The sequence below is a fragment of the Arthrobacter sp. NPDC093128 genome (assembly GCF_040683875.1).
Lineage (GTDB): Bacteria > Actinomycetota > Actinomycetes > Actinomycetales > Micrococcaceae > Arthrobacter.
In genome coordinates this window covers 144,048-165,607 of record NZ_JBFBEY010000012.1, presented here as the reverse complement: position 1 = coordinate 165,607, position 21,560 = coordinate 144,048, and the positions used below count along the sequence as shown (strand labels likewise).

Annotated in this window: 20 protein-coding genes and 1 pseudogene; 7 read left to right on the top strand and 14 right to left on the bottom strand. The window is 63.2% G+C overall.

Features of this window, described 5'->3' with window-relative positions; all coding sequences use genetic code 11:
- A pseudogene (locus tag AB0N24_RS15765) lies at positions 1–674 on the top strand (polyphosphate kinase 2); the annotation flags it as partial.
- Between the two features lie 52 nt (positions 675–726).
- Here the strand turns inward: AB0N24_RS15765 and AB0N24_RS15760 are convergent.
- Positions 727–945 (bottom strand): three-helix bundle dimerization domain-containing protein, encoded by a 219-nt coding sequence (locus tag AB0N24_RS15760; RefSeq protein WP_364126049.1) that lies wholly within the window; start codon positions 943–945, stop codon positions 727–729.
- A gap of 163 nt (positions 946–1,108) precedes the next feature.
- On the opposite strand from AB0N24_RS15760, the gene AB0N24_RS15755 reads away from it, so the two are divergent.
- On the top strand, positions 1,109–1,360 hold the full coding sequence (locus tag AB0N24_RS15755; RefSeq protein ID WP_364126047.1) for a hypothetical protein: 252 nt from the start codon (positions 1,109–1,111) through the stop codon (positions 1,358–1,360).
- A 358-nt stretch (positions 1,361–1,718) separates the two neighbouring features.
- On the opposite strand, the gene AB0N24_RS15750 is transcribed toward AB0N24_RS15755, so the two are convergent.
- Positions 1,719–1,826 (bottom strand): DUF2510 domain-containing protein, encoded by a 108-nt coding sequence (locus AB0N24_RS15750; protein ID WP_364126140.1) that lies wholly within the window; start codon positions 1,824–1,826, stop codon positions 1,719–1,721.
- 196 nt (positions 1,827–2,022) lie between these two features.
- Between AB0N24_RS15750 and AB0N24_RS15745 the strand changes: the two genes are divergently transcribed.
- From AB0N24_RS15745 to AB0N24_RS15730, 4 genes are read left to right on the top strand one after another with little or no spacing between them, the layout of a single operon-like run.
- A complete protein-coding gene (locus tag AB0N24_RS15745) occupies positions 2,023–3,570 on the top strand; it encodes an ABC transporter substrate-binding protein (protein WP_364126045.1) in 1,548 nt (515 codons plus the stop codon).
- Between the two features lie 43 nt (positions 3,571–3,613).
- The gene (locus tag AB0N24_RS15740) at positions 3,614–4,555 is read left to right on the top strand and encodes an ABC transporter permease (protein WP_364126042.1); all 942 of its coding nucleotides are present in this window, start codon (positions 3,614–3,616) and stop codon (positions 4,553–4,555) included.
- Positions 4,556–4,562: 7 nt separating this feature from the next.
- Positions 4,563–5,408: an ABC transporter permease gene (locus AB0N24_RS15735; RefSeq protein ID WP_364126137.1), complete on the top strand. Its 846-nt coding sequence runs from the start codon at positions 4,563–4,565 to the stop codon at positions 5,406–5,408.
- Positions 5,401–7,212, top strand: a complete 1,812-nt coding sequence (locus tag AB0N24_RS15730) for an ABC transporter ATP-binding protein (protein ID WP_364126040.1) — start codon at positions 5,401–5,403, stop codon at positions 7,210–7,212. Before AB0N24_RS15735 ends, AB0N24_RS15730 begins: the two co-directional genes overlap by 8 nt.
- On the opposite strand, the gene AB0N24_RS15725 is transcribed toward AB0N24_RS15730, so the two are convergent.
- The 12 genes from AB0N24_RS15725 to AB0N24_RS15670 form a co-directional block, all read right to left on the bottom strand.
- On the bottom strand, positions 7,209–9,368 hold the full coding sequence (locus AB0N24_RS15725; protein WP_364126037.1) for a glycogen debranching N-terminal domain-containing protein: 2,160 nt from the start codon (positions 9,366–9,368) through the stop codon (positions 7,209–7,211). The two genes, AB0N24_RS15730 and AB0N24_RS15725, sit on opposite strands and share 4 nt — an antisense overlap.
- Positions 9,369–9,503: 135 nt before the next feature.
- Positions 9,504–10,223, bottom strand: a complete 720-nt coding sequence (locus AB0N24_RS15720; RefSeq protein ID WP_364126034.1) for a GntR family transcriptional regulator — start codon at positions 10,221–10,223, stop codon at positions 9,504–9,506.
- A gap of 91 nt (positions 10,224–10,314) precedes the next feature.
- Positions 10,315–11,082: an amino acid ABC transporter ATP-binding protein gene (locus AB0N24_RS15715; RefSeq protein WP_364126031.1), complete on the bottom strand. Its 768-nt coding sequence runs from the start codon at positions 11,080–11,082 to the stop codon at positions 10,315–10,317.
- The gene (locus AB0N24_RS15710; RefSeq protein ID WP_364126028.1) at positions 11,079–11,891 is read right to left on the bottom strand and encodes an amino acid ABC transporter permease; all 813 of its coding nucleotides are present in this window, start codon (positions 11,889–11,891) and stop codon (positions 11,079–11,081) included. Before AB0N24_RS15710 ends, AB0N24_RS15715 begins: the two co-directional genes overlap by 4 nt.
- A 125-nt stretch (positions 11,892–12,016) precedes the next feature.
- A complete protein-coding gene (locus AB0N24_RS15705) occupies positions 12,017–12,940 on the bottom strand; it encodes an ABC transporter substrate-binding protein (protein WP_364126025.1) in 924 nt (307 codons plus the stop codon).
- A gap of 221 nt (positions 12,941–13,161) precedes the next feature.
- Positions 13,162–13,854: a GntR family transcriptional regulator gene (locus AB0N24_RS15700; protein ID WP_364126023.1), complete on the bottom strand. Its 693-nt coding sequence runs from the start codon at positions 13,852–13,854 to the stop codon at positions 13,162–13,164.
- Between the two features lie 39 nt (positions 13,855–13,893).
- A complete protein-coding gene (locus tag AB0N24_RS15695; protein WP_364126020.1) occupies positions 13,894–15,348 on the bottom strand; it encodes an NAD-dependent succinate-semialdehyde dehydrogenase in 1,455 nt (484 codons plus the stop codon).
- Between the two features lie 28 nt (positions 15,349–15,376).
- Positions 15,377–16,630, bottom strand: coding sequence for an aspartate aminotransferase family protein (locus AB0N24_RS15690; protein ID WP_364126018.1), 1,254 nt, complete (start codon positions 16,628–16,630; stop codon positions 15,377–15,379).
- 78 nt (positions 16,631–16,708) lie between these two features.
- Positions 16,709–17,842 (bottom strand): FAD-dependent oxidoreductase, encoded by a 1,134-nt coding sequence (locus AB0N24_RS15685; RefSeq protein ID WP_364126015.1) that lies wholly within the window; start codon positions 17,840–17,842, stop codon positions 16,709–16,711.
- Positions 17,843–17,844: 2 nt separating this feature from the next.
- Positions 17,845–18,612: an amino acid ABC transporter ATP-binding protein gene (locus tag AB0N24_RS15680; RefSeq protein WP_364126013.1), complete on the bottom strand. Its 768-nt coding sequence runs from the start codon at positions 18,610–18,612 to the stop codon at positions 17,845–17,847.
- A complete protein-coding gene (locus tag AB0N24_RS15675) occupies positions 18,609–19,505 on the bottom strand; it encodes an amino acid ABC transporter permease (RefSeq protein WP_364126010.1) in 897 nt (298 codons plus the stop codon). The genes AB0N24_RS15680 and AB0N24_RS15675 overlap by 4 nt, the downstream gene beginning before the upstream one ends.
- 45 nt (positions 19,506–19,550) lie before the next feature.
- Complete coding sequence (locus AB0N24_RS15670) at positions 19,551–20,471, bottom strand: ABC transporter substrate-binding protein (RefSeq protein ID WP_364126008.1); 921 nt, start codon at positions 20,469–20,471, stop codon at positions 19,551–19,553.
- 405 nt (positions 20,472–20,876) lie between these two features.
- Here AB0N24_RS15670 and AB0N24_RS15665 point away from each other — a divergent pair, with 405 nt between their 5' ends.
- Positions 20,877–21,548: a haloacid dehalogenase type II gene (locus AB0N24_RS15665; RefSeq protein ID WP_364126005.1), complete on the top strand. Its 672-nt coding sequence runs from the start codon at positions 20,877–20,879 to the stop codon at positions 21,546–21,548.
- Positions 21,549–21,560: the final 12 nt, after the last annotated feature.

Sequence of the window (21,560 nt, the reverse complement as noted above, 5' to 3'; positions counted from 1 at the left end):
GACCCTGAACTCATCGATCCCGGCGGCTCTGCGGTGGAGACCTGCCGCGAGGACTACCCGTACGAGGAGCGGATGTCGCGGGAGGAATAGGAGCTCGAGAAATACCGCCTGCAGGCCGAACTACTGAAGTTCCAGTACTGGGGCCAGGACCACGGCCTCAAGAACGTGATCGTTTTCGAGGGGCGCGACGCCGCCGGCAAAGGCGGGACGATCAAGCGATTCACCGAACACCTGGATCCCAACGGGTCATGGGCTTCTGCACCGACGAGGAGTATCGCACCCTTATGGAGCAGGCGCCGGTTTTTGAGAAGATGCTGGTGGACTCCGGGATCCACCTGAACAAGTTCTGGTTCTCAGTGACCCGCCACGAGCAGCGCACCCGCTTTGCAATCCGGCAGATCGACCCGGTGCGGCGCTGGAAGCTTTCGCCCGTGGACCTCGCCTCCCTGGACCGGTGGGAGGCCTACACGGAAGCCAAGGAAGAGACGTTCCTGCGCACCGATACCGATCACGCGCCGTGGATCACCATCAAGTCCAACGACAAGAAACGGGGACGAATCAACGCCATCCGATTCTTCCTCAACCAATTCGACTACGACGACAAGAACATGTCCGTCGTTCATGACGCTGATCCGCTCCTCGTGCGCCGCGGCCGCGAAGCCGTCGGAGACTGAACCCCATCCAGCCAGCTGGAGTTCACCCTGCCGGCGCGTGGCTTCGGGGACGTCAGATATCCGCGGATTCGGCGGCGAACTCGCGTTTGAGTCTGTTCTTGGCTCCGTGTTCGACCAGGGTCGGGATGTAGGTCCGGATCCTGCTGGCATCCAATGATTCGTATTCCTCCGCGACGACCCGGGCTACGCGGGAGCGGGGGGCGCCGGGATAGCGTGCGGCGAGCCGGTCAGTGACTTTGGCGATGGTGTCGTGCTTTTCCGTGTCGTCCATCAGACAAGTTTGATGCCCGGGGCTGCAGGCGTCCATCAGCTTCCTTAGGGTTTGCGCGGCCCGGGCCCGGGCACGAAGAAATCATGCGGCGGAAACTTTCGTGCAACCCTGAACGTGCACTCTGTGAGAGCGGAACGCTTCGGAAAGGATGCGACTCATGACCATGAGTGTAGAAACTGTTGTGGGTACCTGCCATGAACTCGCTGCCGGGGATTTCATCGTCGCGCGGTACAAGGGTGCCCTCGTTCACCGCGGACGCGTGACCGAGCGGGTCCCGGACCACGGCCTGTTCTGGATCCTGGACGAGCTGACCGGCGGGCGGCGTTTGCTGGACATGGCCGACCTTGAGATCGCCCTTGTGTGCAGCGGCAGCACCGCACCGAAGGCCCCGGACGCTGAGCGGGCCGCCGCCTGACCCTCAACGGGCGCACTGACGCACTCGAGCCGACCCTCGTCACGCTGACTGATGCCTCCGACGTTTTCCGCTCTTCCAGCATCCCGGAACCGAATTCATCTACATGCTCGCCGGCAAGATGATCTACGGCCACGGGGCCTCGGTCCTTTACAGCTGCTGCCGAACCTTCCGCCGGAGGGATGAGCCCAATAGTGATGCGCCCACAAGGGCGAACAGCGAACCTATTCCAAAGAACAACCATGTGCCGAACATGTTGACGTTTCTGAATTCGCCGACGATAGCGCCACTTTCGGGATGGCGGGTGTCATAGGTTACCACGCTGTCACCGATCTTCCATTCGCATGGGTAGACGTACAGCTCAGACTTTGCCTGGATTCTCTCGTGGTTGGATTTGAGCCGTCCACCCGGTCCCGTTCCAGTACTGCATTGAGTCGGGATAGTACGGGGACGGATACCAGGGGAGGATGCATTTCCTTAGACGCGATTAGTTTCCGCGGGCCGGCCCGATCTGGCTATCTGGCTATCGGCAGTTTCGTCTATGACGCGGGCCGGGCGCCCGTTTTGAGTGAAGAAGTTAGGTTAGCCTACACTTTGCAATGGTCTTCTCCTGTCGTTTCAATGCGTCTGCCCCGTTTACAGGCGCTCAATCTAGGTGGTTTTCGTTGCGCAATTCTTTCCCGCTGCTTGTGTCCCTGGGGCTCGCGGCGCTTCTCCCACTGTCCGGCTGCGGCTTCAGCGGCGCGGCAGGAAACACCAGCAAGGCGGCCGACCTTGACCAGCGGATCGTCGTCGACAACTTCCGGGCGCCGGTAGCTGACTGGGCACTGGAGAGCGACGCCGCCTACATCCTCTCCCTGTCCGGCTGCCTTGAGACCCTGACCCGCTATGACGAGGCACAGGGAAAGATCGTGCCCTCCCTGGCAACAGACTGGAAGCAGGTTTCCGCCCTTGAATGGGACTTCAAGATCCGCGAGGGCGTCAAGTTCCAGGACGGGAGCGCGCTGACCGCCGATGCCGTGGTCGGTTCCCTGCAGAACGTCCTCGAGGCCGACGTCCCGGCCCGCGCCTTCAGCCCCAAGGTGGTCAGCGCGGTCAAGGCCCTCGACGGTCACACGGTCCGCGTGACCACCCCGACCGAGAGCCCTCTGGTTCCGTACCGACTGGCGAGCGTCAACACGGGCGTGCTGTCCCCGGCCGCATTCAAGGGCGAAACAGTCGATCCCTTCGGCCACTGCACCGGCCCCTTCAAACCGGTGTCCGAGAAGCCGAAGCAGTCCCTGACCCTGGACCGCAACGAAAACTACTGGGGCGGGCAGGTGCAGCTCGCCGGCGCGGAGATCCGGTTCATCACCGACGGAGCCACCCGTACGGCTCAGGTCCAGACGGGCGAAGCGGACGTGTCCCTCTCCATTCCCGTCTCCGGCCTTGCGGCCTTGGAAGCGGACTCCAACGTCAAGGTCCTCAAAGCCGATTCGCCGAGGACCGCCACGCTGTACATGAACAACGGAAAGGCTCCGTTCGACGACGTCGACTTCCGCAAGGCGGTCCGCGCGGCTCTCGATCTGGATGCCCTCGCCGCCAGCGTTTATGAAGGTGCGGCCGTCGCGGCCAGCGGGCCGTTCGCCCCCTCGGAGCCCTGGGCCAGTGAAGGTGCCGAGGCGCCCAAACAGGACGTTGAGGCTGCCAAAAAGCTGCTTGCCTCCGCCGGCTACACCGCCAGCCGGCCGCTGGAGATCGTGGCCATCGTGGAACGCGCGGAGTTCGCGGACGTGGCCACCGTCATCCAGGACAACCTGAAGGCCGTGGGTGTTCCTGTGAAGATCCAGACCAAGGAATACGCTGCGGTGGAACCGGACCTGCTGTCCGGCAACTATGACATGGTGCTGAGCCAGCGTAACCGCCTGATCGACATCGCCGATCCCATCGGCTTCCTCACCGCTGACTACACCTGCGATGGCAGCTACAACCTCAGCCATTTCTGCAACGAGGAGTACGACAAGAAGGTTGCCCAGGCCGCCAAGACGGCCGGCGCCGAGGAGCGTTACAAGCTGTACGCCGAGGCCGGACAAATCCTCCAGGACCAGGCGGTGAACGTTTGGCTCGTCAACGAGCAGGCAATCGACGCCGTCCGCACCGATCTGCAGGCCCACGTCCAGGACCCGCTGTCCCGTTACGTGCTCCGGGCGGATACTGCCAAGTCGGGATCCTGACCATGGCCTTCCCCCGCAGGGAATCCCACGAGCGGGTTCCCCGATGATGCTGTTCCTCGCCAGAAGATCGGCGGCCCTTGTGACCGCCGTTCTTCTGGCGTCTTTCGTGGTGTTCCTTATCCCTTACGTGACCCCGGGCGACCCGGTGCGGAAGATCATACGTTCCCGGGTGGCCGGAGAGGCGATCGAGGACTCCGCCGTCGATTCCCTGGCCCTTCAGCTGGGACTGCAGGATCCCCTGTGGTCGCAGTACCTGCGCTGGCTGGGGCGGCTTGCCACCGGCGACATGGGGCTGTCCTACACCAGCCGCACGCCGGTGGCCGACCAGGTGCTGCCCGCCCTCTGGGTCACGCTCAGCCTGGTGGTCATGACCCTGGCCGTGGCGGTACTGATTTCTGTGCTTCTGGGCGTTGCGGCCGCACTGAACGAGGGACGCGCGGCCGACAAGGCCATCACTGCGGTCAGCCAGGCGTTCATCGCCATGCCGGAATACTGGCTCGCGCCGATGCTCGTGCTGGTCTTCGCGCTCGAGCTGTCAGTCCTGCCCTCGGCAGGCTGGGAAGGCCCGACGTCGGCAGTTCTGCCCGTGGCCGTCCTCGCCTTGCGGCCGGCCAGCCATTTCACTTCCGCCGTCCGGGAGGGAATGCTCGAGGCCCTGGGTGCCGACCATGTTGCTGCCGCGCGGGGCAGGGGACTCAGCCACTTCCACACCGTGCGCAAGCACGTCATCCCCAACGGCCTGCTGCCCCTGACCACCCTGGTGGCGGTGTGGTTCGCCGGCCTGCTGGGCGGATCCGTCATCGTCGAGGTCATTTTCGCCATCCCGGGCATGGGACGCCTGCTCTTCGACGGCGTCCTGAACAGCGACATTCCGCTGGCCCAAGGGGCGGTGGTGCTCGTCGTCGGGCTTGCCGTGCTGCTGACAACAGCAGCGGACCTGGTCCACGGACTACTCAACCCCCAAGTCAGGATGCGCCATGCGTAACCTATCCATGCTGAATCTGCCTTTACACTTGCGCGTTGCTGCCTCCGCGCTGGCCCTCATCGTGCTCTCCGTGGTCCTGGCCGGCTGGATCGCACCGTATCCGCCCGCAGAACAGGACCTCGCGTCCCGGCTGGCCGCGCCCGGCGTGGCCCACTGGCTGGGCACCGACCATCTGGGCCGCGACACCTTGAGCCGCCTGCTCGACGGCGGGCGCTTCTCCTTGACCATCGCGGCCCTGGCCACTGTCCTTACGGCGGCAATCGGCACAGCGATCGGCGTGCTCAGTGCCCGACGGCGGGGCTGGCTGGACGAGTTTTTCACCCGCACAAACGACGTCCTCCTGGCAATGCCGGAGATGGTGGTGGCACTGTTCCTGGTGGCCGCGCTGGGTGCCGGCTACCCGTCGCTGCTGCTGGCCCTGACAGTGACCGGCTGGACACCCTTCGCCCGTCTGGCGAGGGCACTCGCCTACGACGTCTCGGCCCGCGGCTTCATCGAGGCTGCCCGTGTACTGGGCTGCCCGCCCTGGTTCATCGTCCTGCGGCACATCCTGCCCCATCTGGCCGGCCCCCTTCTCGGACAGGCAACACTCCGGTTCGGACAGTTTCTGATCAGCGTGGGCGCCCTGTCATACCTGGGTCTCGGAGTGCAGCCCCCGCAGTCCGATTGGGGGTCGATGCTCGCCGCAGCGCAGCCATACGCAGTGAGGTCGCCGATGACCATCCTTGCCCCCGGTTTGGTGATCTTCACGGTGGCACTCTGCGTCACCCTCCTCGGCCAGCACCTCGCGAGCATGTCCAGCAGCAGGCTGCTGCTGGCTGCCGCCCCTGCAGCGGTGGTCACCAGTGTCTGAGGGGCTGTTCATCGAGGGGCTGCGCGTCGGCCAGCGGGCATCCCCGGCCGTTCGTGGGGCAGGCGCCGAGGCGTGCGGAGCGGCCGCCGACGCGTGCGGGGTATCCGCCGGTGAACGGCGACTTCTGCCGTCCGGTAGGGTTCCGTCGCTGCAGGGGCCGCCCTGCCGGCCGGTCCTCGCCGGCGTCGGCCTTTCCGTGGCGCCGGGCGAGTTCGTAGCCCTGGTGGGGTCCTCGGGAAGCGGCAAGACGATGACGGCGCTGTCCGTCCTGGGACTTCTCCCGCCGCAGCTCCATGTCGAGTCCGGGGCAATCCGGCTGGGCGGGGCAGACCTGCTGCGGGCCGGCGACAGGCAGCTCAACCGAATTCGCGGCGGACGGCTGGGCATGCTGTACCAGCAGCCAAAGCGCATGTTCAATCCGCGACTGACAATTGGCAGCCATCTGGCCGAACCGCTGAAGCTTCACCGCGGACTGCGCGGACGCACTGCCAGTGCACAGGCGCTGGAGCTCCTTGCCGACGCCGGCTTCGACGACCCGGCGCGGTGTGCCCGGGCCTATCCCCATCAGCTCTCGGGGGGCATGGCCCAGCGCGCGATGCTTGCGCTGGCCATGGCCGGCCAGCCGGAGATGCTGCTCGCGGACGAACCGACCTCCGCCCTGGACAAGGTGCTGGAGCGGCAGATCCTGGAGCTGATCGACAGCCAAAGGCACCACCACGGGCTAGGGGTCCTTTACATCACCCACGACCTGGCAACCGTCTCCGCATTCGCTGACCGGGTGGTAGTGATGGACGCCGGACGCGTCTTGGAGGCGGGGCCCGTCAGGACCGTCCTCGACACGCCCCGGACCAAATGCACAATGGACCTGCTGGAGGCGTCTGCCCTCGCGCGCCAGCCACTCACGCCGGCTCCGTCCCGCACGATTGTGGCGCTGGACGGTGTCACCAAGCGGTTCCCCTCCACCGGGCGCGGCGCCAGGCCGGCGCTGGAGAACGTGTCGCTCAATTTACAGGAAGGCGAGATCCTCGGCGTCCTGGGGCAGTCCGGTTCCGGGAAAAGCACCTTGGCGAGGCTGCTTGTCGGGCTCGAGAGCCCGGACAGCGGCAGCATCACCCGGTTGCTCCGGACCGAGGACCGGGCGGATAGCGCAAACCATGGCAGGGCTGCCACCATTGCGGCGGACACGGACGTGCAGCTCGTCTTCCAGGAACCGCACGGTGCCTTCGACCCGCGGATGACCCTCCGCGCGAGCTTGGAGGCTCCGCTGCTGCGGAGGCGGAACTGGACGGCCGACGAGCGCAGGAAGCGCGTCGATCAGACCGTTCGGGACGTTGAACTGGACTCCGAGCTGCTGGACAGGTATCCGAGCCAGTGCTCGGGGGGCCAGCTACAAAGGCTCACCATCGCCCGGGCACTTCTTTTGGAACCGGCGGTGCTGATCTGCGACGAGGCCACCTCGGCCCTGGACGCAGTCACGCAACGCAAGGTCCTGGATCTGCTGCTGGGTCTGCAGAAGGTCCGACAGCTTTCCCTGATCATGATCTCGCACGACATGAACGTCATCCGGTACATGAGCCACAGGGTGGCAGTGCTGTATCAGGGTGAATTGGTGGAACTCGCGCAAAACGCCGCCTTCTTTGCCAACCCCCGGCACGGGCACAGCAAGGAACTGGTGGCGGCGGCCGTTCCTTGCCCGAAGGCGGCCGCAGCCGCCACGAGTGTTAGCGCCCCGGCCAGCGAATCCCGGGCCCCGCACGCCCTGAGCCTCGTCAGCACCGCGAAGGATGCCGGCAGCACTGGCTAGTCCTTCGGGTGCAGTCCCGCCTGTTCCACGAGTTCAGCCAGCCATGGTCGATGACCCTGGTGGAAAACCATTCCGTCGGGCAGTCCCTGGACTGTGGGTACGGAATTGGTGATGTCTATGGTGATCCGGCCGCCCGCCATGGGCGCGTTGGTGATGTGCAGGTCACCGTAGGAATCGGGGAGCACTGGATCCAGCCAAAATCCGCCGCGGGAAACGTGTGTGTCGTAGCGCATGAGGCTTGTCACGAGCTGGATCGGGGTGGTCGCCGCCCAGGCCTGGGGGGAGCACGCCGTCGGATAGGGCACTGGCTCAGCGAACTGCTCCCGGCTGAAGCCGCAGAACAGCTCCGGCAGTCGCCCGCCCGAATATTCGGCCGCCTCCAGGAGGGCGGTGGAGATCCGCTTCGCCTGCTCCACGAAGCCGTAGCGCATGAGGCCGGCCACGATCACCGCATTGTCATGGGGCCAGACCGACCCGTTGTGGTAGCTGGCCGGATTGTAGGCGCCCATGTCGCTGGCGAGGGTGCGCACGCCCCAACCGCTGAACATCTCCGGCGACATCAACCGTTCGGCCACCAGCGGTGCCTTGTCCTCATCAATCAGACCCACCCACAGGCAGTGGCCCATGTTGGAGGCGCATGCGTCGACCGGCCGTTTGTTGCCGTCCAGTGCGATCGCGTAGTAGCCGCGCTCGGGCAGCCAGAACTGCTCATTGAACCGCTTCTTCAGTTGGGCCGCCTCGTCGGCAAGTCGGGCCGCCAAAGGCGCGTCGCCGGCGTCGTATGCTATCCAGGCGCGCGCCATGAATGCGTCGTAAACGTAGGCTTGCACTTCGCAGAGCGCGATGGGCGGCTCGGCCATGCGTCCGTTGGCGAAATTGATGCCGTCCCAGGAGTCCTTCCAGCCCTGATTGATGAGCCCCCGGGGGTTGAGGCGCTCATATTCGACGAAGCCGTCGCCGTCCTTGTCCCCATAGTTGCGGATCCAGTCGAGGGCACGGTCGGCATTGGGCAGTAGCGCGGCGATGGTCTCGGCAGCAAAGCCCCAGCGGCTCACCGATCCAAGTACCGCCACGAAAAGGGGAGTGGCGTCCGCGCTGCCGTAGTAGATGCTTTTACCGCCAAGGGAAAGACCGCTTGAGACATCGAGCCTGACCTCGTGCAGGATTTTCCCCGGCTCTTCCTCGCTTACCGGATCCACCACGCTTCCCTGGCGGTCAGCCAACGTCTGGAGCGTGCCGAGAGCCAGTGAGGGGTCCACAGGCATGGACATTTCTGAAGCCCACAGTGAGTCCCTGCCGAACAGGGTCATGAACCACGGGGCGCCGGCGGCCACCACAACACGCTCAGGGTGGTTCGGATCCTCGATGCGAAGCGCGCCCAGGTCATCGTAGCTGCGACGCAGCGTCCGTTCGATGGATTGGTTGCCCATGTGTAGCTTCGGAATCTTCGCCACCCACTCTTGCCGGCGGCGGTCCCTGGGGGACAAGCCATCACCCCCGGTGTGGACGAACGACGGCGGCGGGGGGCTGGCCGCCTCGTTGATCGGCACGGCGGTGAGGACTGTACTCCACTGGCTGTGTGGTGCGACAGTCACGCTGTAGGTCATGGCATCCTGAGTGACGTCGGCTCCGGGCGCCTGGACAAGGATGCCCTTCCGGACATCCTGCCACGTAGCCCGGATGGTCAGGGAATCACCGTCCACGTGCCTGGTCTGGTCCCAGCGCCGGGGGATCCGTGCTTCTTTTACCTCGAAAAGGTCAGCGAAATCCGCTTCGGCCCTCAAGGAAATGACGCAGGTGGCCGGCTCGGTCGAGTGATTGCGAATAGTGACCTGCTCCTGGATCCCGGCGCCCACTTCACGCAGCCGCTCCACTATCACCGGGCTGTCCGCATACCCGTCCGAGCGGGTGACGCGGCCGGCAAACAGCGCCCTGTACGGCTCTTTCGTCTGCGCTGCCAGCGGTTCCAGGGGTTGCCCGTTGACGGTCAGGTTCCAGCGGGACAGGATGCGCGTGTCCTGGTAGAAAACACCGTGCGGATGTTCGGGATGGATATCGCCGTTTGGCAAGGAGATGCAGAAGGATGTGCCTTCCACGAGGGTGACCGTCCCGGCCCCGAGAGGTCCGGCAGCGGTGTCAGCGTTCCATCCAGCCATCCCGGCCCCTTAATGAAAACCAACCGGGCGCCCCGGACCATCAAGTCATCCTTCTGCCGGCATCGCCCTGTTCTTTACGACGCTACTCTTGCTTGCGTGCGGATTCCAGCATGCAGCAGAGACTGTCCGGGGGCTCTAGTCCACGTCACGGGGAGAGTTTTCACCGGTAATGCTTTCTTTGGCTTGCGTTGGTGCGGTGAGATCCTCAACGGCCGTTTGCATGTGCTGCTTGATGGCCTTGAGCAGCCCTTTTCTGTCCCCTGCTTCGAGGAGGTCCAGAAGGTTCTGGTGTTCCTCCACCAGAACGTCCGCGCGTGGATAGGAAACTTCCAGATTGAGAATGCACATCCTGGATTCTGCCGCGAGGGTCTTGTAGATCCGGATCAGGCGGGTATTGCCTGCACCGGCAACGAAAGAGGTGTGGAATTCCATGTCCAGCCGCGCAATTGCCTGCCAGTCGGACACGGCGACCTGCTTTGCCATGTCTTTGACGATCCCCTTCAGCACTTGGCAGGTGTCGTTGATCTGCTCTTTCCCGGCGTCCAGCAGAGTATTTGCGGCGGTGGATTCGACGGCCTCGCGGACGGCGTAAATCTCCTTGATGTCGCCAGCTGATAGCTCCAGGACGAACACCCCCCGGTTGCGATGGCTCACCAGGATCCCCTCCTGGGCCAGCCGCTGCAATGCCTCGCGGACAGGACCGCGGGAGGTGCGCAGCTGGCCCGAGAGGACTGATTCGTTAATCTGCTGTCCTGGGCGGAAGACCCCCTGGACGATTTGCTCCCGCAATTGATCTGCGATCAGTTGAGCTGTGGGCCTTCCCTCCAGCACAAACAGTCCTTCCGGTGCCGTCATTGACATCCCTTCATCTCCCTCTTGTAGGCGTAAACAAAATTCAGGCAGGCGGAACGACCAAGGCCCATGATGAACAGCTTTCCATTCAACATCAGAGCACCCTATCCAGAAAGGCCCTGGTCCGGAGCTCTTTCGGATTGGCGAGGACCGCCCGTGCATCGCCGCGTTCGACGACGAAGCCTTCGTCCATGAAGAGAAGGGAGTCGGACACCTCCCGGGCGAAGCCCATTTCGTGGGTGACCACCACCATGGTCATGCCCTTCTTGGCGAGCTGCTTCATGACTGCGAGGACTTCGCCGACTTTTTCGGGATCCAGGGCGCTCGTAGGCTCGTCGAAGAGCATAATCTGCGGATCCATGGCCAGGGAACGGGCGATTGCGACGCGCTGCTGCTGGCCGCCGGAAAGCTGCGCGGGATAGTAGTCGCCGAAACCACTGAGGCCGACGCTTTCCAGCAGCTCATGGGCCCGCTTGGCTGACTCTTTCCTGTCAGCACTCTTGACCAGGACCGGACCGGCCATGATGTTCTCCCGGGCGGTCATGTTGGGAAAGAGGTTGAATTGCTGGAAAACCATGCCGATTCTGGTGCGTTGTTGGGCGGTTTCCTTCTTGCTGAGGGCCTGGTACGCGGTTTCTGACTCGTAGTAGCCGAGGTCTTCGCCGTTGACTTTGAGAACTCCTGAATCAACGGTCTCCAGGCCATTGATGCAGCGGAGGAGGGTTGATTTACCGGACCCACTGGGCCCGATGATGCAGCACATTTCACCGCTGGCGATGTCAAGATCAACGTCTTTCAAGACTAATTTGGGGCCGAAGGACTTTCGGATGGCGCGGGCATGAATGGTGCCGTCGGCACTCATCGGGCAATACCTTCCGGTGCTGTCAGCACAACCTTCGCCTTCCGGGGAAGCCTGGAGGATGTACGGGAGTATTTTTTCTCAAGCTGGGACTGCGGGTAGCTCAAGACGAGGGTCATCACGAGGTACCACAAGCTGGCAACGATCAGCAGCGGGATGGTCTCGTAGGTGCGGGCGTAGATTAGCTGGGCACTTTGGAGCAGTTCCGCGACCCCGAGCACGCTGACGAGGGAGGTTTCCTTGAACATGCCGATGACCTGGTTGCCTGTCGCTGGAATGATCGAGGGCATCGCCTGGGGGATGATGACTTTGCGCATCTTCATCGCGCCGCTCATTCCCAGTGAGTCGGCGGCCTCGATTTGGCCTTTGCCCACGGAGGAGAACCCGCCGCGGATGATCTCGGCCATGTAGGCGGCCTCGTTCAGGGTGAGGCCGATCAGGGCTGCGGTGATGGGTGCCATCAGCGCGTTGATGTCGATTGCGGTGCTGAGGTCCGTGAAGGGGATGCCGATGGTCAGGGTGGGGTACAGGGCGGCGATGTTGAACCAGAAGATCAGCTGTACCAGGACCGGTGTGCCGCGGAACAGCGTGATGTAGACACCTGCCGTCACTGCAATGGGTTTGATGCTGGAGGACCTCATGATCGCCAGCACCAGACCGAGGAGGGTACCGAGGATCATGCTGGCAACCGTCAGGAAGATGGTGAGCATCAGGCCGCGGATGATGGTTTCATGGGTGAAGTATCTGGCAACCACGCTCCACTTGAAGTTGGGATTGGTTGCTACGGAAATGAGGATGCCCAGGGCCAGCAAGCAGCATACGATCCAGGCGGCGTATTCGAAGGTACTTCGACGCCGCAGCCTTGGTTTGAGTGCAGGGTCTGTCGTGCCCGCGGTCGTTTCGCGTCTGTGGCCTTTGAATTTCAGCACAGTGTCCCCTAGTTGAGCTTTGCTTCTGTGATGGCGCCCGCCCCGAGGCCCCAATTGGCGAGCGACTTCTTGTATTCGGGGCTGTCCAGGACCGACTGGACTGCAGCCTGAAGAGCGGGGGTCAGGGCCGAGCCCTTCTTGAGGCCGATGGACGTAACGTCGCTGGATCCGACGTTGATCTGGGGGGTGAGTATGGTGAACGCGCCCGGCTGCTGCTTCGCGGCCCACGCGAGGGAGGTGGTGTCGTAGAGGATGCCGTCGATGCGTTTTGACGCCAGCTGGGTCAGCGCGTCCTGGACGTTGGGCAGTGTCACGGGGTTGATGGCTGGCTGCCCCTGGGACGTACAGGTTTGCTCCGAGAGGGCAGGGAGGCGCTTCAGCTGCCCCGTCGAACCGGCTGTGACGGCAATGTTCTTACCGCACAGGCTCTCATTCGTGAGCTTCAGCGGATTTCCCGCACTCACGGCCACTGAATTGCCGGCTTTGAAGTAGTCGATCATATCCAGGACCTTCAGCCGCTCGGGCGTGGGAGACATGGTGGTGACAGTGAAGTCGTAGCGGCCCCCGTCAATGCCGGGAATGATCGTGTCAAACACGGTGTTCTCGAACTTCAGCTTCAGCCCAAGCTTCTTGGCCACCAGGCGGGCAATATCCGGGTTCAGGCCGATCGGCGTGCTGTTGTCCTCGGCGAGGAACGTGGTGGGCGGGTAGTGAAGGTCCATGGCCACGGTAAGTTCGCCCTTGTCCTTGTAGGACTGCGGTAGGAGCTTGACCGCGGCATCGTGGGGCTGGACTCCTTCGGAGATGTCAGCCGAATTTGAGGTGCTCGGGCCCTCCTGTGCCGGATCACTGCTGCAGCCGGCGCACGCGCCGAGTGCCAGCAGCACTGCTAATCCTGCAACTGCACGCCGGACTTTGCTACGAGTCTTCATCGCTGCTTCCCTGGGCGGGGGTGGTGCTGGAGCCGGTTCCTGAGCAGACCGGCCCTAACGTTCTTACCTAATAATGGAACCATTCAGATCGCAGATCATCGACAATTTACAGAAGATTTTTTTGCGGTTTCCTTTCGTCCCGTCCGGGCAGGTAGACGGAAGAGGTGGCCAGGCCCATGGGGACCTCGCCACCTCTTCTGTGGATCGTGCTCGGGAAGGCCCTAGGCGCGGATTTCGTTGTCCTGCGTCGAGAGGGTGAGATCCTCAACAGCCTTTTGCAGGTGGCGTTTGACGGCCTGCTGCAGTCCTTCCCTGTTTTCTGCCTCGAGCAGGTCAAGCAGGTTCTGGTGTTCCTGGACCAGTACATCCAAGCGGGGATAGGCAACTTCCAGGCTGAGGATACACATTCTCGATTCGGCTGCCAGTGTCTCGTAAATGCGGATCAGGCGGGTATTCCCCGTTCCTGCAACGAAGGATGTGTGGAACTGCATGTCCAACCGTGCAATCGCCTGCCAGTCGGACACAGCAACGTGCTTCGCCATGTCCCTGATGATTTCCTTCAGCACCCGGCAGGTGTCCTTGATCTGGTCCTGCCCCGCGTCCATCAAGGTGTTGGACGCGGCCAGTTCCACCGCCTCGCGGACGGCGTAGATCTCCTTGATGTCGGCAGTCGAAAGCTCCAGGACGAAGACTCCTCGGTTACGGTGGCTGATCAGGAGACCCTCCTGGCACAGGCGCTGCAGTGCTTCCCTGAGCGGGCCCCTGGACGTACGCAACTGCGCGGCCACTGCAGATTCATTGATCTGCTGTCCAGGGCGGAACGTCCCCTGGACGATTTGCTCCCGCAGCTGATCGGCGATCAGCTGCGCCGTGGGTCTTCCTTCCAGGACAAACAGTCCTTCTGGTGCCGCCATTGACATCCCCCTCATTTTCATTTTTCGGCTTGCTGCACTCTAGACCGCTATTGCGGTGTACTTGGTCTCGAGGAATTCTTCGATGCCGATCTTGCCGCCTTCGCGTCCCAGCCCGGACTGCTTGATACCGCCGAACGGTGCTGCAGGATTGGAAACAAGGCCGGTGTTCAGTCCGACCATGCCTACTTCCAGTTCCGTGGAGAAGCGCAGGGCCTTGTCCATGTTCTCGGTGAAGACGTAGCCAACGAGGCCCCACTCGGTGTCATTGGCGAGGCGAAGGACTTCGTCCTCGCTGTCGAACGGGGTGATGGCTGCTACCGGTCCGAAGATCTCGGTGCTCATCAGATCAGCGTCCAGGGGCACGTCGGTCAGGACGGTGGGGGTGTAGAAGTATCCCGGGCCCTCGGGGCGGCTTCCGCCGGTCAGGATGCGTGCACCCTTGGACACCGCGTCGGCCACCAGGCTTTCAACTTTGTCCAGGCCCTTCTGTTCGATCAGGGGGCCGACTTCGGTTCCTTCCAGGGCGCCGTTGCCTACCTGCAGTTCGGAGATCTTCTTGGCGAACTTCTCGCTGAATTCCCCGACGACGGAGCGGTGCACGAAGAAGCGGTTGGCCGCGGTGCAGGCCTCGCCCATGTTGCGCATTTTGGCCTTCATGGCTCCGTCGACTGCCTTTTCGATGTCTGCGTCGGCCAGGACGATGAAGGGGGCGTTTCCGCCCAGTTCCATCGAGGAGCGCATGACGTTCTCGGCCGCCTGGCGCAGCAGGATCTTGCCCACCTCGGTGGAGCCGGTGAAGCTGATCTTGCGGGCAATGCCGCTGCTGGTCCAGGTTCCAACGACGCTGGCGGCGCTGGAGGTGGTGACGACGTTCAGAACGCCGTCAGGTAGGCCTGCCTCCCGGAAGATCTGCACCAGGGCGAGGGATGTCAGCGGTGTGAGCTCCGCGGGCTTGAAGACCATGGTGCAGCCGGCCGCGACGGCTGGCGCGATCTTGCGGGCACCCATGGCCAGTGGGAAGTTCCACGGGGTGACGAGCACGCACGGACCTACCGGTTCCTTGGTGATCATGATCCGGGTGTTGCCATCAACGGAGGTGGCGTGGTCTCCGCTAATGCGGACGGCTTCTTCGGAGAACCAGCGGAGCATTTCGGCGCCGTAGGCCACCTCACCCTTCGCTTCGGCCAGGGGCTTGCCCATCTCCGCGGTCATGATTGCCGCGAGCCGGTCGGTGTTGGCAATGACCAGTTCAAAGGCGCGTCGCAGGATGTCGGCCCGTTCGCGGGGAGTGGACTTTCCCCACTGTGCCTGGGCCCGCCCGGCGGCCTCGATGGCTGCGCGGGCTTCCTCGGGGCCGCCATCGGCGACGTGGGCGATGACCTCATGGGTGGCCGGATTCTCGACTGGGAACGTGGCGCCGCTTGCGGCCTTCCGCCAGGCACCGTCGATGAACAGGTCAGTGTGAAGGGTATTTGGGTCAAATGAAGAGCTCATGGCACGCTTTCAAGGATCGTGGGGGAGATTAGGAGGTGGCTGTCTTCAGCGCTTGGGTGAACCTGGTCAGCCCAGCCTGGATCTCGTCGCTGCTGACGTTGAGCGCCGGGATGATGCGGACCACGTTGCCGTTGGGGCCGCAGGTGAGAAGGAGGAGCTCTTCCTTGACAGCGGCCTGCTGGACAGCCAAAGCGGTTCCGGCGTCCGGGGTGTTGTCCTCAGCGGTGAATTCGACGCCCTGCATGAGGCCGCGGCCGCGGACGTTGCCGATGCCGGTGAATTCTGTTTTGAGCTTATCCAGTCCTGCGCGCAGCTCGTCTCCTCGGAGCAGCGCATTCTGAACCAGGTCCTCGCGTTCGATGACGCCCAGGGTTGCGACGCCGGCTGCAGCTGCGACGGCGTTTCCGCCGTAGGTACCGCCCTGTGAACCTGCCCAGGCTTTGCCCATCAGCTCGGTGGAGGCGGCGATGGCTGAGATGGGGAAGCCGCTGGCGAGTCCCTTGGCGGTGATGACCACGTCAGGGCTGATCCCTGCCCAGTCGTGACCCCAGAACTTGCCGGTCCGGCCGACGCCGGCCTGGACTTCGTCCAGGATGAGCACGATGCCGTGCCGGTCGGCGCGTTCCCGCAGGCCCTGGAGGAAGGCCGTGGGAGTGGGGATGTAGCCGCCGTCGCCCAGGACGGGTTCGATGATGAAACCGGCCGTGTCGCTTGGGCTGCTGATGGTGAGGAGGAGGTGGTCCAGTTCCTTCAGGGCGAAGGCGACGGCGGTTTCCTCATCCCAGCCGTACCGGTAGCTGTGCGGGAAGGGAGCGATGTGCACCCCGCCCATGAGCGGGGAGAAGCCTGAGCGGAACTTCGTGCCGGCGGTGGTGAGCGACGCGGCGCCCACGGTCCGGCCGTGGAAGCCGCCGTGGAAGGAGATGATGTTGGGCCGGCCGGTGGCCATGCGGGCCAGGCGGACCGAAGCCTCCACTGCCTCGGAGCCGGACGTGGCGTAGAAGACGCTGTCCAGCCCCGAGGGCAGGAAATCTCCCAGTTTCTCGGTGAGCTCAAGCAGGGGCTTGTGCATCACGGTGGTGTACTGGGCATGGACAATCTTGCCCACCTGCTCGCGTGCTGCCGCTACGACGTCGGGGTGGCAGTGACCTGTGCTGGTAACACCGATTCCGGTGGTGAAATCGAGGTACTTTTTGCCGTCGGTCGCGTGGATCCAGCTGCCGAGAGCGTGGTCAACGACGACCGGAGTGGCCTGCTTGAGGAGGGGGCTGAGAGTTGCCATGGGCTTCATACTTTCTTAGAGAGTGTAGATTGTCAACAATAGGCGATGTTGAGGGAATCGGAAAGGTGAGTGCTTCTGTTAGCTCGACTTGAAGCGTCGGGGTCGCGCAAAATCGAGGCCGTCGAAGTTTCGCTTGCCCAGGGCTTCGAGCGCGGCGATTTCGCCGTAGCCGGTGGCCATTTTGAAGCCCTGGCCGGAGAAGCCCGTGGCGACGTAGATTCTGCTCTCGTCGTTCAGGTGTCCGAGCAGAGGCTTCCCATCAGAGGTGAAAAGGTCCGGGAAGGCATCCGAGCGGACGATGTTGGGGAACAGCCCTGGGAAGAATTCGGTGACCGTCTCCATGGTTTCCGAGATTTCCGCGGATGTCAGGTCCCGGGGGACTGAATCCGCCTGAGGTGTTGGTCCTCCCCGTCCGTCAAGGGTTGCCTTAACCGTCACGCCGTCGACGGCCGGTGCGCCGTACATGGAGCGGTCCCCGGAGATTCGGATGAAGACGGGAAACTTCTCCGGCGAGAACTCCGATGCATCCCGGGCGACGAACCAGGTCAGGAAGACCCGTTTGGTTTGGGTTGCTGCCTTCAGGTAGTCGGGCATCAGCCGCTGGGACCACCCGCCGGAAGCGACGATGACGTTCTCAAAGGTCCAGGACTTCTCGCCGGAAGTGATGGCGACGCCGTCGGCGGTTTCGGTGATGCTGTCGATCGGGGTGTTGCTGTGGACGGTCGCACCGTTGGCCTGGGCGGCGGCCACCGCCGCCGTGACCGCGCGGTCGGTGCGCAGGGCGCCGGCGTGGGGGTCGTAGACGGCGACGTCGTCCGGGCGGAGGTTGTGCTGCGGGTAGCGTTCGGCCATCTCTTCTCGGCTGAGGATTTCGTGGTCCGCGCCGTTGATCCTGGTGGTTTCCAGCAGGGCCGGGATGTAGGGCCCATCGGCGGATCCGATGGAGAGTCCGCCGCAGCGGGTGAGGATGTTCTGTCCGGTCTCGGCTTCGAGCTCGGCCCAGAGCGTGCGTGAGCGCTCCAGGATGGGGTAGAAGTCAGGCACACCGCGGTAAAGCATGCGGAAGAGCCGGGTGTCCCCGCCAACGGCGCTGCGGGCGTGGGCGGGTGCATGTGCTTCGAATCCGGTGACGGAACCGGTCAGGCGGGAGGCCTGCCAGAGGGCCATGGATCCGATGCTGCCCAGGCCGATGACTGCGAGTTTTCCGTCCATGGTTAGAGCACCTGTTCGAGGAAGGCCTGGGTGCGGGCTTCCTTGGGGTTGGAGAGGACTTCGCGGGCGTCGCCGCGTTCTACGACGTAGCCGTCGTCCATGAAGATCAGCGAGTCGGCGACTTCGCGGGCGAAGCCCATTTCGTGGGTGACCACGACCATGGTCATGCCTTTTTTGGCGAGCTGTTTCATGACGGCGAGGACTTCACCGACCTTTTCGGGGTCCAGGGCGGAGGTCGGTTCGTCGAAGAGCATGATCTCGGGGTCCATGGCCAGGGACCGGGCGATCGCGACGCGTTGCTGCTGCCCGCCGGAGAGTTGGGCGGGGTAGTAGTCCCCGAACCGGGCCAGGCCGACACTGGCGAGCAGTTCGTGGGCCTGCTTCATGGCTTGTTTTTTGTCCTGGCCTTTGACCAGGACCGGTCCGGACATGACGTTTTCGTTCGCTGTCATGTTCGGGAAGAGGTTGAATGACTGGAAGACCATGCCGACCCTGGTGCGCTGCTGGGCGAGTTTCTTCGGCGGCAGGGCGTGGTAGGCGGTGTCGGTTTCGTAGTAGCCGAAGTCTTCGCCGTTGACTTTCAGGACCCCGGAGTCCACGGTTTCCAGGCCGTTGATGCAGCGCAGGATCGTGGATTTACCGGAGCCGCTGGGCCCGATGATGCAGCAGATCTCTCCGCTGGCGATCTCCAGGTCGATGTCTTTGAGGACTGTTTTGGGTCCGAAGGACTTTCGGATCTTCCGGGCAAGTATCGTGCCGTCGGTGCTCATCGGAGGTTACCTTCCGGGTCGGCCAGCACAACTTTTTTCGCTTTCCGGGGAAGCCGGGAGGTTGCGCGGGAGTATTTCTGTTCGAGCTTGGACTGCGGGTAGCTCAGCAGCAGGGTCATCACGAGGTACCAGAGACTGGCAACGAGCAGCAGCGGGATGGTCTCGTAGGTGCGGGCGTAGATCAGCTGGGCGCTTTGGAGCAGTTCGGCAACACCGAGCACACTGACCAGGGAGGTTCCCTTGAACATGCCGATCACCTGATTACCGGTGGCGGGGATGATCGAGGGCATCGCCTGGGGGATGATGACCTTGCGCATCCTGGTGCCGGAGCTCATGCCCAGGGAGTCGGCGGCCTCGAGCTGGCCCTTGCCGACCGAGGAGAACCCGCCGCGGATGATCTCGGCCATATAGGCGGCCTCGTTCAGGGTCAGGCCGACCAGGGCCGCGGTGATGGGTGCCATCAGGGCGTTCATGTCAATCGCGGTGCCGATGTCCGTGAACGGGATCCCGATCGTCAGGTTCGGGTACAGGGCCGAGATGTTGAACCAGAAGATCAGCTGCACCAGGACCGGGGTGCCCCGGAACAGGGTGATGTAGATACTCGCGGCGATGGAAACCGGCTTCACGTGCGAGGAGCGCATGATCGCCAGGCCCAGCCCCAGCAACGTTCCCAGGGTCATGCTCGCAACGGTGAGGAAGATCGTGAGCATCAGCCCGCGGAGGATGGATTCATGCGTGAAGTACTGGGCAACCACACCCCACTTGAAGTTGGGGTTGGTCAGGACGGAGGTGAGGATCCCGATGCCGACGAGAATGCTGAGGACCCATCCCGCGTACTCTTTGGGAGTCCGAAGCCGAAGCCGTGGCTTGAGGGCTGCATCAATGCTACCCATCGTTGCTTTACTTTCTTTAGTAGCTGTGACCATGGTGGCCTCCTGCTAGTTCAGTTTGGCGTCGGTGATGGCCCCGGAGTCGAGACCCCAGGTCTCCAGGGACTTCTTGTACTCCGGGGTTTCCAGGACGGACTGGATCGCTGCCTGCAGGGCAGGGGTCAGCGGCGAGCCTTTCTTCACGCCGACGGCGGTCACGTCGCTGTTGCCGACGTTGACCCGGCCGATGAGGGTGAAGGAGTCGGGCTGCTGCTTCTGGGCCCACCCGAGCGCGGTGGTGTCGTAGAGGATGCCGTCGACCCGCTTGGAGTGCAGCTGGGTCAGGGCGTCCTGGACGTTGGGCAGGGTCACGCCGTTGATCGCGGGCTGTCCCTTGGAGGTGCAGGTCTGCTCGCTCAGGGCCGGAAGGCGCTTGAGCTGGCCGGTGGAACCCTGGGTGACGGCGATGTTCTTCCCACACAGGGTCTCGACGGTGAGGTTCAGCGGGTTCCCGGAGGCTGCGGCCACAGAGGTGCCGGCCTGGAAGTAATCGATCATATCCAGGACCTTGAGCCGCTCTTCGGTCTTGGCCATGGTGGTGGCGGTGAAGTCGAAGCGTCCACCGTCGAGGCCCGGGACGATCGTGTCGAACTTCGTGTCCACGAACTTCACCTTCACCCCGAGCTTCTTCGCAATGAGCCGGGCGACGTCCGGGTTCAGGCCGATCGCGGTGGTGTTGTCCTCAGCAAGGAAGGTCGTCGGCGGGTAGTGCAAGTCCATCGCGACCGACAGCTCGCCCTTGTCCTTGATGGACTGCGGCAACAGCGCCACCGCGGCCGCATCAGGCTGCACGCCTTCTGAAATGTCGGTGGTGTTGTTGGTCTTTGACTCGGATCCCGGCGTGCTGCTGGCCGCGCCGCCGCAAGCGCTCAGTGCCAGGAGCGCGGCGAGGGCGGCTGCTGCGGTCTGAACTTTGTTTATGGTCTTCATGGTGCTTCCCTTCGAATGGTTTCGGCTGAATTGGATCCGCCAAAACGGGTGCATATTTCGCGGGACCGACCGGTCGGCATCCCTGACTTTAAGGGTGCCGGGTCGGTACAAACGTGTCTTGCGTCATGCGGAGCTGTGATCCTGATCTCGTTCCGCATCTAACCCAATGCAACCGCCTCAACAGCGGATTGTCAACAATTGACGAAAAGAAAAATGATGGGTAAATGATTCCCGAAGGGGACCCTGAACTGTTGACAATTTACAATTTGCGGTTCTAGAGTCGATGTATCGGGCAGCAGAGTCCCCTGCCACGGGGAAGAATCCAACCGGCTCTGCACATGCCTTGGGACCAGAATGAGACTCGGTATCCGAGCCTTCGACACAACTTCAAGAAACGGACGAATCATGGCAGACTCCAACCGCCCGAAGTACATCTCTTTTGATGTGTACGGCACACTGATCAACTTCGACATTGATCCCACCACGCGTCGCCTGCTTGATGGCCGCATCTCTGAGGAGCAGTGGCCTGCATTCAAGAAGCAGTTCCGTGGGTACCGGTTCGACGAGGTCCTTGGCGACTTCAAGCCCTACGAGCAGATCCTTCAGGATTCCTTTGACCGGGTGTGCAAGCGCTGGGGCATTGGGCCGACCGAAGGCGCCGGCGCAGCGTTCGCTGAGGCGGTACGCGGCTGGGTTGCCCACGAGGATGTGCCGGCTCCGCTGAAGCTCATGGGCGATAACTACAAGCTGGTGGCTTTGTCCAACGCAGACGACAGCTTCCTGGACATCAGCATTCCCAAGCTCGGCGCACACTTCCACGCCGTGCTTACTGCTGAGCAGGCCCAGGCCTACAAGCCGCGCTACCAGGCCTTCGAGTACATGCTGGACACGCTGAACGCCAAGCCGGAGGACTTCCTGCACGTCTCCTCGCATACCCGCTACGACGTGCATCCGATGCACGACATGGGCTTCCGGAACCTCTGGTTGCTCGACCGTGGCTATGACCCCATTGGCCCGGGCTACGACCTCAACACTGCTAAGTCCTTGGACGAGATCAACAAGCACCTCGGTCTCTAAACCGACTCCGAG

What these genes read in the sequence shown, in the direction of transcription:
- AB0N24_RS15760 (WP_364126049.1), bottom strand. Translation starts at nt 945, where the DNA reads ATGGACGACACGGAAAAGCACGACACCATCGCCAAAGTCACTGACCGG.
- AB0N24_RS15755 (WP_364126047.1), top strand. Translation starts at nt 1,109, where the DNA reads ATGAGTGTAGAAACTGTTGTGGGTACCTGCCATGAACTCGCTGCCGGG.
- AB0N24_RS15740 (WP_364126042.1), top strand. Translation starts at nt 3,614, where the DNA reads ATGATGCTGTTCCTCGCCAGAAGATCGGCGGCCCTTGTGACCGCCGTT.
- AB0N24_RS15735 (WP_364126137.1), top strand. Translation starts at nt 4,563, where the DNA reads ATGCTGAATCTGCCTTTACACTTGCGCGTTGCTGCCTCCGCGCTGGCC.
- AB0N24_RS15725 (WP_364126037.1), bottom strand. Translation starts at nt 9,368, where the DNA reads ATGGCTGGATGGAACGCTGACACCGCTGCCGGACCTCTCGGGGCCGGG.
- AB0N24_RS15720 (WP_364126034.1), bottom strand. Translation starts at nt 10,223, where the DNA reads ATGACGGCACCGGAAGGACTGTTTGTGCTGGAGGGAAGGCCCACAGCT.
- AB0N24_RS15715 (WP_364126031.1), bottom strand. Translation starts at nt 11,082, where the DNA reads ATGAGTGCCGACGGCACCATTCATGCCCGCGCCATCCGAAAGTCCTTC.
- AB0N24_RS15705 (WP_364126025.1), bottom strand. Translation starts at nt 12,940, where the DNA reads ATGAAGACTCGTAGCAAAGTCCGGCGTGCAGTTGCAGGATTAGCAGTG.
- AB0N24_RS15700 (WP_364126023.1), bottom strand. Translation starts at nt 13,854, where the DNA reads ATGGCGGCACCAGAAGGACTGTTTGTCCTGGAAGGAAGACCCACGGCG.
- AB0N24_RS15695 (WP_364126020.1), bottom strand. Translation starts at nt 15,348, where the DNA reads ATGAGCTCTTCATTTGACCCAAATACCCTTCACACTGACCTGTTCATC.
- AB0N24_RS15690 (WP_364126018.1), bottom strand. Translation starts at nt 16,630, where the DNA reads ATGGCAACTCTCAGCCCCCTCCTCAAGCAGGCCACTCCGGTCGTCGTT.
- AB0N24_RS15685 (WP_364126015.1), bottom strand. Translation starts at nt 17,842, where the DNA reads ATGGACGGAAAACTCGCAGTCATCGGCCTGGGCAGCATCGGATCCATG.
- AB0N24_RS15680 (WP_364126013.1), bottom strand. Translation starts at nt 18,612, where the DNA reads ATGAGCACCGACGGCACGATACTTGCCCGGAAGATCCGAAAGTCCTTC.
- AB0N24_RS15675 (WP_364126010.1), bottom strand. Translation starts at nt 19,505, where the DNA reads ATGGGTAGCATTGATGCAGCCCTCAAGCCACGGCTTCGGCTTCGGACT.
- AB0N24_RS15670 (WP_364126008.1), bottom strand. Translation starts at nt 20,471, where the DNA reads ATGAAGACCATAAACAAAGTTCAGACCGCAGCAGCCGCCCTCGCCGCG.
- AB0N24_RS15665 (WP_364126005.1), top strand. Translation starts at nt 20,877, where the DNA reads ATGGCAGACTCCAACCGCCCGAAGTACATCTCTTTTGATGTGTACGGC.